Below are 378 nucleotides of genomic sequence, written 5' to 3' on the forward strand. Positions count from 1 at the left end.
TTGAAGGTTCCCTCGGCCCCGCCGTCGAGCATGTTGGGGATCCGAAGGCCCGGATCGGCGTCGAGGGCTACGCCCCAGGCCGCTTCGAAGGCCGCACGCACCGCCGCATCCGAGACGTGGCGGTAGCCGGAGAACTCGTGCGGGAACGAGCCCATGTCGCAGGCGCCCTGGACGTTGTTCTGGCCGCGCAAGGGGTTCACGCCTACGCCCGGCCGGCCGAAGTTCCCCGTCGCCATGGCGAGGTTGGCGATGGCCATGACCGAGGTCGAGCCCTGGCTGTGCTCGGTCACGCCGAGGCCATAGTAAATCGCGCCGTTCCCCCCCGTGGCGTAGAGCCGCGCCGCGGCCCGGATCTCAGCGGCTGGCACCCCGGTGAGC

The 378-nt window shown here is 70.9% G+C and carries 1 protein-coding gene; it reads right to left on the bottom strand.

Annotated features, from left to right (window positions below):
- On the bottom strand, positions 1-378 hold a 378-nt coding region (locus CP368_RS10245; protein ID WP_158227444.1), incomplete at both ends, for a molybdopterin-dependent oxidoreductase.

It is taken from the genome of Lactobacillus sp. UMNPBX17, assembly GCF_002553735.1.
GTDB classification, from domain to species: Bacteria; Bacillota; Bacilli; order Lactobacillales; family Lactobacillaceae; genus Lactobacillus; species Lactobacillus gallinarum.